This is a genomic window from Lactobacillus kullabergensis (assembly GCF_000967195.1).
Lineage (GTDB): Bacteria > Bacillota > Bacilli > Lactobacillales > Lactobacillaceae > Lactobacillus > Lactobacillus kullabergensis.
The window spans coordinates 1882556-1894533 of sequence record NZ_KQ033871.1 but is presented as its reverse complement, the minus strand read 5'-3'; the positions used below and the strand labels follow the sequence as shown (position 1 = coordinate 1894533).

Here is an 11978-nt window from a genome sequence, read left to right as displayed (position 1 = left end):
GGAGAAAGACATGACTAATTTTGATAAAGCGGATTTAATGACCGCGATAATTACGCCCTTTAATAAAGAAGGAAAAGTTGATTATCCCGGACTGAAAGAATTGACAGAACATTTAATTAATACGGGCAGCAACGGCTTTGTGATTGGGGGTACCACTGGTGAAACAGCAACAATGACCCATGACGAAAAAATAGAACTATATACTAATTTTGCTCAAATAATTGCAGGACGAGTCCCTGTAATTGCGGGCACGGGCAGTAATAATACTGAACAGACAGTTGCATTTACTCAAGAAGTAGGGCAAATTCCCGGCATTGATATGGCTTTGGTAGTAGCGCCATATTATAACAAGCCTAATCAAAGAGGCATTATAGCCCACTTTGAAAAAGTAGCAGAAAATTCTCCCGTACCAATTATTATTTATAACATTCCAGGTCGAACAGGAATTAAGATTAGTAAAGAAACTTTGGTTAGTCTGTCGCATAATCCTAAAATTGCTGGTGTTAAGCAATGTGCGGAGTTAGAAGACTTAGAATATATTGTTGAACACGCAGCAAGTGACTTTTTAGTGTATACAGGCGAAGACCTGCAATCTTTAACTGCTAAAGTTTTAGGTGCAAAAGGAGTGATTTCGGTAGCTTCTCATATTTATGGCTCGGCCATGCGTGAAATGTATGATGATTTAGATCAGGGCAAAGTAGCTGCAGCAGGGAAATTGCAAAGACGACTAATGCCAAAGATGCAAGCCTTGTTCATGTATCCTTCACCATCTCCAGTTAAAGCTGTGTTAAATGCACAAGGCTTACCAGCTGGTGGATGTCGCCTGCCTATTATGGACTTAAATGAAGCAGAAAAGCGGCAATTAGCTGTTCATTTAGGTTTAGCTGATTCGGCTTTATTACATAAACTGCCGTTAGAACTAGGAGTATAATATGAAAAAAATTTTAGTAGCTGGAGCCACGGGATCTATGGGAAAACAAACAGTGCAATTAGTTAATAAATTACCTGATTGTCAATTAGTAGCTGTTTTAGCTCCAACGGCATCTAAAAGTTCAGACTTCAAATCTTCTGTCAAATGCTTTGACAATTTGGCTGCTGTTGATATTGATGCGGATATTTGGATTGATTTTACCACCCCACAAGCCGTTTATGAAAATACCAAATTTGCTTTAAAGCACCATATGCATCCCATTGTGGGAACAAGTGGTTTAACTTCTGAACAAACAAAACAGTTACAAGAATTGGCGAAAAAAGAAAAAGTCAGTGGCCTTATTGCTCCGAATTTTGGGTTGTCGGCTGTCTTATTAATGAAGTTTGCTCAAGAAGCGGCCCGTTATTTTCCAGATGCAGAAGTCATTGAAATGCATCATGCTGATAAAAGGGATGCACCTAGTGCAACGGCAATAGCAACTGCAAAATTAATTGCAGAAAACCGCAATCCAGAAAATTGCTCTCAAACTACGAACGATTCTGCAGCTCGCGGTGCTGATTATGATGGCGTTCCTGTTCATTCCGTTCGCTTACCAGGATATGTAGCTCACGAACAGGTGCTTTTTGGTGGCATCGGAGAAGCTTTAACAATCAGACAAGATTCATTTTCCCGTTCTTCATTTATGCAGGGCGTGAAAGTGGCCTTGAGTCGGGTAATGGACTTACCAGATTTAGTGGTCGGTTTAGACCAGATTTTATAATTTATAAGGAGAACAAAAATGCCACAATTAGCTACTGATTTAACTTCAATTATTCATACACCATTGGAAAAAATCCCTCCTTCTGGTATACGTGCTTTTGCCCAAAAAGTTGAGGACATTCCAGATTTAATAAAATTAACCTTAGGAGAACCTGATTTAAATACACCTGAACATGTTAAAAAAGCAGCTGCTCAGAGCATTTTAGATAATGATTCACATTATTCTGCTCAAAAAGGAACACCCAGATTGCGTCAGGCTATTAGCAACTTTTTACAGCGCAAGCAGGGCTTAACTTATGATCCTGACAGCGAAATTGTAGTCACAGTGGGTGCAACTGAAGCTATAGCCGTAACAATGCTGGCTTTGTTTCAACCGGGGGATGAAATTATTGTACCTACTCCTTCTTATGCCCTTTATTTTCCATTAATTCAATACACTAAAGCTGAGTTGGTTGCTATTAATACAGCAGACACAAATTTTGTGTTAACTCCCGAAGATTTGGAAAAGACACTGGATGAGCACCCTCATGCTAAAGCAATTTTACTGAATTATCCTACTAATCCAACTGGCAGGGAATGTCCCAGTTCTGTTTTAGAGCAAATAGCACCAATCATTAAAGAGCATCACCTTTATGTGATTTCTGATGAAATATACAGTGAGCTGACTTATAACTTTAATCACGTATCGATTGCGCATTATTTACCCGATCGTACCCTACTAATTAATGGCTTATCCAAGTCTCATGCGATGACCGGTTACCGTTTGGGTTATGTAACTGGACCAGCCGATCTAATTAGCTTAATTGCAAAAATGCATGCATTCTTGGTTACAGCTCCATCAAATCCGGCACAAGCAGCAGCTACTGAGGCCTTGGAAAATGGTGATCAGGATCCGGTAGAAGCACGACTAATTTATCAAAAACGGCGTGACTATATTGTTGATGCATTAAACAAAATGGGTTTAGAAACTCATGCCAGTGAGGGTGCATTTTACGTTTTTGCCAAAATACCGGCAAGCTATGGTAAGGATGATGAAGCCTTCGCACTGGATTTGGCTCATAAAGCCAAAGTTGGTGGCACTCCGGGTAATGCTTTTGGCCCTGGCGGAGAAGGCTATATTCGTTTTTCTTATGCTGCGAGTGATGAAAATCTACATACAGCTATGAGTCGAATTCAAAAGTTTTTAGCAGAAAAGGGTGAAAATTGATGAGAAAATACGCAGTTGCAATTTTGGGTGCTACAGGTGCAGTAGGTCAACGTTTAATTAGTGAATTGGAAAAAGCAGCAATTCCAGTCAAGCAAGTTAAGTTGCTGGCTTCCAAGCGTTCAGCAGGCAAGAAGTTACAATTCAAAGGGCAAGAAATTACAGTTGAAGAGGCACAACCTGAATCATTCACTGGCGTGGACTTGGTTTTATCATCTGCTGGCGGTGCTGTTTCAAAAAAATTGTTGCCTGAAGCTGTAAAAAGGGGGGCAGTGTGTGTAGATAATACTAGTGCTTTTCGTATGAATGATGATGTTCCATTAATTGTTCCTGGAGTTAACGATGACCAATTAGTTAATCATCATGGCATCATTGCTAATCCTAATTGCTCGACTATTCAGATGGTAGCTGCACTTTATCCACTCCACATCAAGTGGGGTATTAAGCAAATCATCGTTTCAACTTACCAGGCTGTTTCTGGCGCTGGCAAAGCGGCTTGGGATGAACTGCTGCAACAAGCACAAGATAGGCTGAATAATCAAAAAACTGAAGCCAAAATTTTGCCAACTGCGTCTGCTAAAAAGCATTATCCTATGGCATTTAACCTGTTACCGCAGATTGATGTTTTTGAAGATGATGGCTATACGCACGAAGAATGGAAAATGATTCATGAAACCAAAAAGATTTTGTTTAATGATCAGGATTCAAAGCAAATAAAAGTTACTGCTACTTGTGTTCGTGTGCCAGTTGAAATTGGTCATGGTGAAACGGTTTATTTCACCTTAAAAGATCAGTCAGCGACTGCTGCTGAAATAAAGCAGGAAATTGAGCGGACTCCCGGGTTAGTTTTACAAGATGATCCGCAAAACCAAATTTATCCGCAACCGCTTTTAGCAGCAGGTAAAAAAGAAACTTTCGTTGGCCGTATTCGTCCAGACCAGGAAAATCCCGGTGCGTTTAATATGTGGGTAGTTGCTGATAACTTATTAAGGGGCGCTGCCAGCAATACCGTGGAAATTGCAGAGTGTTTAGTCAGAGATAATTTGGTGCGTGTCCCTGATAAGTAATGTTTTTGTTAATAAATAAGCCAAACTTTGGGCTGTTCAATATTTAATATAAAAATTAACTCTTTTAAACTGATTTAATTCAGTTTAAAAGAGTTTTTTTGTTTAATGTTCGTAATGCTCTTGATAATACACGTATGGCAATCTTAAGCACTTTCATTAGTTGAAAAATACAAACTATTTAATGAATAATGATAAATTTTATTCGTATTTTATGTTGACAGCAGATTAAAAATTAGATAACCTAATATACAAAGCGGAGGTAATATATGAATCGCAAAACAGCAGTATGGTTGTTAATTCCTGCATTCTTGGGAGTATTGGTATTCACTTTTTTCCCCTTAATTCAAATTGCAATACCAACATTCCAAAGTAAAAGTGGCTTCTTTTCACTTTACGCACAATTTTTAAAGAGTTCTTTCAACTGGGCAGTTCTTGGACGTAGTTTTCTAATAGCAATTGTAACAGTGATTGTTGTTTTGATCCTTGGAGTGCCTATTTCTATCTGGATAGGAAGACAAAAAACAGTAGTTAGACAAATACTAAATTTGCTAATCCTTTTTCCCATGTTAACCAATGCAGTTGTAAGAAACTTTGCCTGGATTATTATTTTGGGACATGATGGAATCGTCAATAAAACTTTGCTGGCATTGCATCTAATTAAGTCACCGCTAAATATACTTTACACTAATACCTCTATTATTATTGGTTCAGTTTACTTGTTTTTACCAATTATGATTAATTCATTAATTGGCAGCGTGGCTGAATTAAATGTGGAGATTGAAGAAGCTGCAGCCGTTCTTGGTTCCAGTCCTTGGCGAACATTATTTAAGGTGATCATTCCTCAATTAACTACTGGCATTTTAACTGGCTGCATTTTAGTGTTTGCCGGAACAATGACAGCCTATACTACCCCAGAAATTCTTGGTGGCAACCGCCATCTGGTAATGGCGACTTTGATTTATCAGCAAGCAATGACGTTGGGCAATTGGCAAAATGCCAGCGTTATCTCATTAATTTTAATTGTTATTTCTGCTCTTTCAATGTGGCTCATGAGGAAGCTTAGCCAACATTTAGATCGGAGGCCAACTAATGCTTGATCGTAAAAATAAAACGTTGACTGTGATTTCGATTATTATTTTGGCTTTAATCATGTTGCCACTAATTTTAGTCGTAATTACATCCTTTAATACGCAAAGCTCGATTTCATTACCAATTACCGGCTTTACCCTTTCTTGGTACAGCAATATTTTTCAACAGCCTGATTTTATTGCAGGTTTTGAATCAAGTTTAATTGTAGCTTTAATTGCCAGCATTTCGGCTTTAGTTATTGGCATTCCTGCTGTCTACGCCTTAACGCGTTACAACATTCATCATGCCGCTTGGTTTCAATCATTTTTTCTCAGTCCAACTTTAATTCCCGAAATTGTTATTGGCTTTGCGCTCTATCAAGCCGCAGTTATTACTATGAGAATTCCGGTATTTATTGGCTTGATTGTCGGACATTTTCTTTTGTGTTTACCGTATGTCATTCGTTTAATTACAGCCAGCATGCTGCTAATGGACAGTCATATCGAAGAAGCGGGCTGGATTTGTGGCTGCTCACGCAAAAAAGGATTTTTTCTGATTGTTTTGCCAAATATTAAGGCCAGTATCATTGCTGCGTTTATGATGTGTTTCATCAATTCCTTCAACAACATTCCAGTTTCTTTATTCATGAGCGGTCCTTCTTTAACCATGTTGCCACCGGCAATTTTAAATTATTTGCAAAATAATTATGACCCTACTGTATCAGCAATTTCTGTGCTTTTGATGATCTTTACAGCACTCATGATGTTCTTGGTTGAAAAAGCAATTGGTATTAAAAATATTACAAAGTAGAGGAGTAGTGCAGTGGCAAATTTAGAAGTACAAAATTTAGCAAAATCATACGATGGCAAAACTAAAGTTTTAAAAGATATATCTTTTGCTGTCAATAACGGAGAGCTGGTTTCAATTCTTGGTCCTTCCGGCTGTGGCAAAACAACAACACTTAGAATTATTGCCGGTTTAATTCCAGAAACTGCAGGACAAGTTTTAGTTAACGGTAAAGATATTACTAAAGTACCTGTTTATAAGAGAAATTTCGGGATGGTTTTTCAAAGCTACGCACTTTTTCCCCATATGAATGTTTTTGATAACGTTGCTTTTGGACTGAAAATGCGCAAGCTTGACAAAAGTGCCATCAAGAAAAGAGTGACTGAAATGCTGGGAACTACCGGCTTAAGTCAACTATCTAAACAATTTCCAGCGCAGCTTTCTGGAGGACAGCAACAAAGAGTTTCGTTAGCAAGGGCTCTGGTTACCAATCCAGAATTGTTATTAATGGATGAGCCATTAAGCAATCTTGATGCAAAATTGCGACTGAAGATGCGTGAAGAAATTCGTGACTTGCAGCAAAAACTTAAAATGACAGTGCTGTTTGTAACACATGATCAGCAAGAATGTTTTGCAATTTCCGACAAGGTTTTAATTATGAAACAGGGACGTATTGATCAGTTTGATACGCCACAGAATATTTTTCATCATCCCCGGACAGAATATGTTGCCCGTTTTATTGGCTATGACAATTTTATTACTGTCACTGCTGCTAATCGTCAGGATGAGCATCATATCAAAGTAGGTGATACGGTTTTGAATACGGTTGAACCAAATCAAAATGCAAAAGTGCTAACTATTCGTCCGGAAAACATCCACTTGAATTTAGCGGATGCTTCTGAAAATACATTTGCCGGTACAATCATGAGTCGTGAATATTTAGGACAAAGTTTTAAGTATGCCATTCATTCAGCTATTGGAGACTTTCAAGTTGAGGAAGCACGGCAAAAGATGCGCAGCTCAGGAGAAGAAGTAACGCTAACTCTTCCTGCTAAACATCTTCATCCGTTATCAGAATAATCATTCTTTAGAAAGGTTTTGTTATGAAATTTAAAAAAGCTTGTTTGTTAGCAGCTAGTTTTGTCATTGCCGGTACAACTTTGGCAACTTCAGCTTGCTCGTCTAATGCTGGCAGCGGTAAACTGACAGTTTCTACTTTTGGCTTGGCAACTAAACAGATGCGCTCCGACGTGCTTGATCCGTATGCTAAGAAAAACAATGTTAAGGTGTCTACACAGTTTGGGGACAGCTCAACTCGCCTAACTCAGATTGAGCACAATTCTAATTCACCTGTAGATGTCATTGAATTGGCACAAAACAATGCAATTACAGGATCCAAAAAGAAACTCTTTAAAAAATTGGATTTTTCCAAACTCAAGAATTTCAAGTATTTATCAGCTGATCAGCAAAAGCTGGCAAAAGACACAAATACTGTTCCGTACACTGTTAATAGTTTTGGCATTATTTATAATCCGAAAAAGGCCCACATTAAAAGTTGGGATGATTTATGGTCTAAGAACTTAAAGGGCAAGATTGCAATTCCTGATATTGTAACAACTTTTGGTCCTGCAATGCTCTATGTGGCAGGGGACCATGCTAAAGTGAGCGTAACCAAGGATGATGGCAAGGCTGCCTTCAAAGCGTTAAAGCAGTTAAAGCCGAACGTTGTTAAAACATATTCTCAAAGTTCAGATTTAAGCAATATGTTTAAAACGGAAGAAATTACCGCAGCGGTTGTAGGTGATTTTTCAATCAGCATGCTGCAGGCCACTAATCCTAGTTTGAAGTATCTGGTGCCAGCCTCAGGAACATATGCTAACTACGATAATATTGCAATCTTGAAAAACAGTAAGAATACTCAAGCGGCATATAAGTATATTGACTTTCGTATAAGTGAAGCTAACCAAAAGAAAGTTGCCAGTGCAAAATCTCTTAATAATGCACCGGTTAATTCACAAGTAAAATTGACTGCTGCTGAAGCTGCCAATAAAACATATGGTGCGATCGCCCAAAGAGCAAAAACTATTGACTTTTATTACGTGAACAAGCAAATGCCTTCATGGATCAGTCAATGGAATAAAATTATGAACCAATAATTGTCAAAAAAGAACCTGCCTTCATTAATAAGGCATTTTAGATTTACGGAAAGGTCTATCATGAAAATCAAAAAAGTATGTTTAATGGCAGCAAGTTTAATTGTTGCGGGAGCAGCTATTGCTACTTCAGCTTGTTCTTCTAAAGCAAACGGTGGCAAGTTGGTTGTTTCTACGTTCGGCATCTTGACTAAGCAAATGAGATCAGATGTACTCAATCCTTTTGCCAAGAAAAATAACGTTAAAGTTTCCGCACAATTTACTGCAGATACAACTACGAGCTTAACCCAAATTGAGCATAATCCTAATTCTTCAGTTGACGTGATTGAAGTGGCACAAAAGAATGCTTATGCGGGTACGAAAAAGAAGTTGTATAAAAAAGTAGATTTTTCTAAAATCAAAGATTTTAAATATTTATCCAGTAGTGAACAAAAGCTGGCTAAAGACACAGGCACCGTTCCTTATACTGTTAACAGCGTAGGTATAATTTATAATCCTAAAAAAGTTCATATTACAGAATGGGATCAACTGTGGTCTAAAAAGTTAAAGGGCAAGATTGCAATTCCTGATATCGTAACAACTTTTGGTCCTGCAATGCTGTATATTGCGGGTCGCCATGCTAAAGTCGATGTCCCAAGCGACGGTGGTAAAGCAGCTTTCAAGGCTATGAAAGAATTGAAGCCTAATGTGGTTAAGACATACGATCAAAGTTCAGATTTAACCAATATGTTCAAAACAGGTGAAATCAGTGTGGCCGTTGTTGGTGACTATGCTATCAGCATGTTGCAGGCTACTAATCCAGGCCTTAAATACATTGTTCCAGCATCAGGCACATATTCTAACAGCAACGTTGTTGCCATTTTAAAGAATAGCAAGAATACAGATGCTGCATATAAGTATATTAATTTTAGACTAAGTGAAGCTATTCAAAAGAGATGTGCCAGTGCAAAATCACTTAATAACGCCCCAGTTAACACGCAAGTTAAGTTAACACCGGCTGAAGCCGCTAATAAGACTTACGGGGATGTGGCTAAACGCGCAAAGAACATGAATTTCTTCTATGTTAATAGCCACTTGCCTTCTTGGGTTAATCAATGGAATAAAATTATGAATAAGTAGATATAAAATGAAGGGTTGGAATATTTCAACTCTTTCGTTGTTTATGGGGGAGAAAAATGACACAAGTTGATCTTTTGATAAAAAATGGCCATGTTTTTAATGTTTTTTTACGTAAATTTGTTGATACTCAAGTTACAGTCAAAAATGGCAAATTCTATTGGGTTAACCAAGATTTACCCGGAATTAGGGCTAAAAAGACAATTAATCTCAAAGGTAAGTATCTGATCCCAGGATTTGTTGATGCCCACATGCATATCGATTCATCCATGACTACTCCTGCGATTATGGGACAAACGATTCTAAAATACGGTACGACAACGATTATTGCTGACGACCATGAAGTAACGAATGTTGCTGGCATCAAGGGACTAAAAAATTTCATTGCAGAGCCGTCACCGATTGATATTTTCTTTGGCATTCCATCTTCGGTTCCATCAACGAATCCAGATATGGAAACAACAGGTGGCAAAATTGGCGTGAAAGAAGTACAAGAACTGCTTAAAGATCCGCGCTTTATTTGCTTAGGCGAAGTGATGAACTTTAAGGATATGACTTCTCCGCATAAAACCTTGATCAAAGATATTATCAAAGTTTGTCGTGAGGAAAAACCTACAATGCCTCTTGAAGGACATGTGCCGGCATATGCTGGTGAAGATCTGGCTAAAGTTATCTATGCTGGAGTTACCACTGACCATACGGAACAGACAGCTGCCTTAGTTAATGAAAAAGTTCCTAATGGCATGTTTGTCGAGGTGCAACTGAAATCAATGTTGCAGGAAGTAATTGACACGATCATTAAGAACAACTACTTTGAACATGTTGCCCTGGTGACTGATGATTCTATGCCTGACACTCTGCTTCATGGTCATTTAAACTATTTGGTGAAAAAAGCAATCAAAATGGGGATGACACCAGAAGAAGCAATTTACATAGCTACCTATACACCGGCTCGCCATATGGGATTATGGGATAGAGGTGCAATTGCTCCTGGCCGAGTAGCTGATTTTGTTATCCTAGATGATCTGCAAGATTTGTCAATCGCAGCTGTTTATAAAAATGGAATTAATGCAGCAGATATCAAAGAGCAGACAGGTTACCAATTTTTGCCAGAGTTGCGTCACTCGGTTAATGCGCCTAAATTATTACCTGATGACTTTGTGGTTAAAACAGATTTAGTCGCAAACGGCGAAGTATTGGCAAATATTATTCAACTTAATCCTGTGGGTACTTTTACTAACCATATTCAAGAAAAGCTTGAGGTAAAAGATCACATAGTTCAATGGCAGAAAGCCGGTTTAGCACTGATTATGGTGCAGGACCGTTATAGCGGCAGCGGACATTATAGTCTTGGCTTCGTTGACCGTGGTATTATAAAAGACGGTGCGGTAGGAGCGACTTGGGCTCATGATCACCACAACATAATGATCATGGGTACGAATACTGCTGCAATGCTCAAGATTCAGAATCAACTGGTTGAACAGCAGGGTGGCTATATTGCAGCAAAGGGTGATAAAATAGTTGCTAATGCAAAATTAGCTATTGGCGGTGTTGCCAGTGACCAACCAATGTCTGTTTTAGGCACAGAAATAGGCAAGGTGCGCAAGACACTGCAGGAGCTAGGGTATAAAAATCCTAACGAGATTATGTCATTTTCTACTTTGTCTTTGCTGGTTTCACCAACCATTAAAATTTCAGATAAGGGTCTATTTGAGGTCAAAAGTCAGAAAAAGATTCCACTTTTTGAAGAAATTAAGTAGAGAGTGAAAAAATTAATTAAATAATAACCAAAAAATCTGCTAGTCAGATATTGTGAGATTTCACAATATAAACTAACAGATTTTTTCATACTTAAGAAGTGAAGACGTTTATTTCTTTAACCATTCTTTTACTATAGCCTTATATTGAGCCAAAGTAATTGCGCCATCTTCACCTTCACTAGTTGCGTTAAAAGCATCAGCAGCACCATAAGGAGTTTGCGTCATATGAGCCATGCCCATTACGCGATGTCCCTTATTTAATAAGTTGGTATAGTGTCCTGCCATTCTATAACCGTTTGTTCCTAAAACGGCCTGATTATATACAGGGTCTTCCCAATTAGGGGTGAACTCATAAGGCGCTAGGCTAGGGCTTTTTTTTACGTTCCATTCCCAGGCTACTTTTTCAGTCATCCAGTTGCTAATTGGCTCAGCACCGGCAGAAAGATTTTCCAGGTTGAAATGATAACCGTAAAAGCCTGGATGATTTAAGGAACCCTGTTTTTGATAATCCGCATCAATCATTGAAATTGCTGTAGAAGTTGGAGAAATCTTTAGCTCACCAACTCCAGCTCTTTTTCTTTCCTTGTTTGCATTAGCAAGACTCTGAAGTGAAGCTTTAATATTAACGTTGCTGGTAGCATCATCTTTGCCTCCTAGCTTGACATAAGTATTGAACCATGATGGTGCACCTTTTTGCGCTTGATTATCAATTTTTCCAGTTCTGAGTAAAGTGGCTGCTTTTTGTGCTTCTTGTCTTTGAGCAGTAGTTAGCGAACTATCATTTGCCATAAAATCCATCAAACTTGCTCCGTTTTTAGCAGGCCTATTTTTTGGAGTTTTGACAATATTAATTGGTAAACCATCGTAATAGTGAATGTATTTATTTTTACCGATACGATAATATTTATAGCCTTTAATCTTTTTAATAGAAGTATAATAAAGACTCTTGCTCTTTTTGTATACTTTTTTGGTTTTCTTGCCCTTGTGATCATAGACATATGTTTTGCTGGAAACAAATATTTGGTGTTTCGCAGCAGATACGGGTTGCGGACTACTAAATGAACCAGTACCTAGTAATATTAAAATACTGGCAATTATTGCAATAAAACTCTTTTTCTTCATTGCTTCTCCCTT

The 11978-nt window shown here is 38.2% G+C and carries 11 protein-coding genes; 10 read left to right on the top strand and 1 reads right to left on the bottom strand.

Translation table 11 applies throughout. From position 1 onward, the window contains the following. The first annotated feature begins 10 nt into the window (after nt 1–10). From dapA to JF76_RS09280, 10 genes are all read left to right on the top strand, one after another. On the top strand, nt 11–931 hold the full coding sequence (dapA, locus tag JF76_RS09325; RefSeq protein WP_045928785.1) for a 4-hydroxy-tetrahydrodipicolinate synthase: 921 nt from the start codon (nt 11–13) through the stop codon (nt 929–931). Between the two features lies 1 nt (nt 932). Continuing rightward, nucleotides 933–1691 (top strand): 4-hydroxy-tetrahydrodipicolinate reductase, encoded by a 759-nt coding sequence (gene dapB, locus JF76_RS09320; RefSeq protein WP_045928784.1) that lies wholly within the window; start codon nt 933–935, stop codon nt 1689–1691. Between the two features lie 18 nt (nt 1692–1709). Beyond that, nucleotides 1710–2897 (top strand): aminotransferase class I/II-fold pyridoxal phosphate-dependent enzyme, encoded by a 1188-nt coding sequence (locus JF76_RS09315; protein WP_045928783.1) that lies wholly within the window; start codon nt 1710–1712, stop codon nt 2895–2897. Further along, the gene (locus tag JF76_RS09310; RefSeq protein WP_045928782.1) at nt 2897–3961 is read left to right on the top strand and encodes an aspartate-semialdehyde dehydrogenase; all 1065 of its coding nucleotides are present in this window, start codon (nt 2897–2899) and stop codon (nt 3959–3961) included. Before JF76_RS09315 ends, JF76_RS09310 begins: the two co-directional genes overlap by 1 nt. A 266-nt stretch (nt 3962–4227) precedes the next feature. Then, a complete protein-coding gene (locus tag JF76_RS09305; RefSeq protein ID WP_045928781.1) occupies nt 4228–5058 on the top strand; it encodes an ABC transporter permease in 831 nt (276 codons plus the stop codon). After that, nucleotides 5051–5839, top strand: coding sequence for an ABC transporter permease (locus tag JF76_RS09300; protein WP_045928780.1), 789 nt, complete (start codon nt 5051–5053; stop codon nt 5837–5839). The genes JF76_RS09305 and JF76_RS09300 overlap by 8 nt, the downstream gene beginning before the upstream one ends. Nucleotides 5840–5851: 12 nt before the next feature. Continuing rightward, a complete protein-coding gene (locus tag JF76_RS09295; protein ID WP_045928779.1) occupies nt 5852–6895 on the top strand; it encodes an ABC transporter ATP-binding protein in 1044 nt (347 codons plus the stop codon). A 23-nt stretch (nt 6896–6918) separates the two neighbouring features. Then, entirely contained in the window at nt 6919–7971 is a 1053-nt protein-coding gene (locus JF76_RS09290) for an ABC transporter substrate-binding protein (protein ID WP_045928778.1), read from the top strand. A 60-nt stretch (nt 7972–8031) separates the two neighbouring features. Continuing rightward, entirely contained in the window at nt 8032–9087 is a 1056-nt protein-coding gene (locus tag JF76_RS09285) for an ABC transporter substrate-binding protein (RefSeq protein ID WP_045928777.1), read from the top strand. Between the two features lie 56 nt (nt 9088–9143). After that, entirely contained in the window at nt 9144–10844 is a 1701-nt protein-coding gene (locus tag JF76_RS09280; protein ID WP_045928776.1) for an adenine deaminase C-terminal domain-containing protein, read from the top strand. Between the two features lie 108 nt (nt 10845–10952). Here the strand turns inward: JF76_RS09280 and JF76_RS10165 are convergent, their stop codons facing one another. After that, nucleotides 10953–11966, bottom strand: a complete 1014-nt coding sequence (locus JF76_RS10165) for an SLAP domain-containing protein (RefSeq protein ID WP_084600372.1) — start codon at nt 11964–11966, stop codon at nt 10953–10955. Nucleotides 11967–11978: the final 12 nt, after the last annotated feature.

Excerpts from the sequence above, each read along its gene's own strand:
- dapA (WP_045928785.1), top strand. The coding sequence starts at position 11 with ATGACTAATTTTGATAAAGCGGATTTAATGACCGCGATAATTACGCCC.
- dapB (WP_045928784.1), top strand. The coding sequence starts at position 933 with ATGAAAAAAATTTTAGTAGCTGGAGCCACGGGATCTATGGGAAAACAA.
- JF76_RS09315 (WP_045928783.1), top strand. The coding sequence starts at position 1,710 with ATGCCACAATTAGCTACTGATTTAACTTCAATTATTCATACACCATTG.
- JF76_RS09310 (WP_045928782.1), top strand. The coding sequence starts at position 2,897 with ATGAGAAAATACGCAGTTGCAATTTTGGGTGCTACAGGTGCAGTAGGT.
- JF76_RS09305 (WP_045928781.1), top strand. The coding sequence starts at position 4,228 with ATGAATCGCAAAACAGCAGTATGGTTGTTAATTCCTGCATTCTTGGGA.
- JF76_RS09300 (WP_045928780.1), top strand. The coding sequence starts at position 5,051 with ATGCTTGATCGTAAAAATAAAACGTTGACTGTGATTTCGATTATTATT.
- JF76_RS09290 (WP_045928778.1), top strand. The coding sequence starts at position 6,919 with ATGAAATTTAAAAAAGCTTGTTTGTTAGCAGCTAGTTTTGTCATTGCC.
- JF76_RS09285 (WP_045928777.1), top strand. The coding sequence starts at position 8,032 with ATGAAAATCAAAAAAGTATGTTTAATGGCAGCAAGTTTAATTGTTGCG.
- JF76_RS09280 (WP_045928776.1), top strand. The coding sequence starts at position 9,144 with ATGACACAAGTTGATCTTTTGATAAAAAATGGCCATGTTTTTAATGTT.
- JF76_RS10165 (WP_084600372.1), bottom strand. The coding sequence starts at position 11,966 with ATGAAGAAAAAGAGTTTTATTGCAATAATTGCCAGTATTTTAATATTA.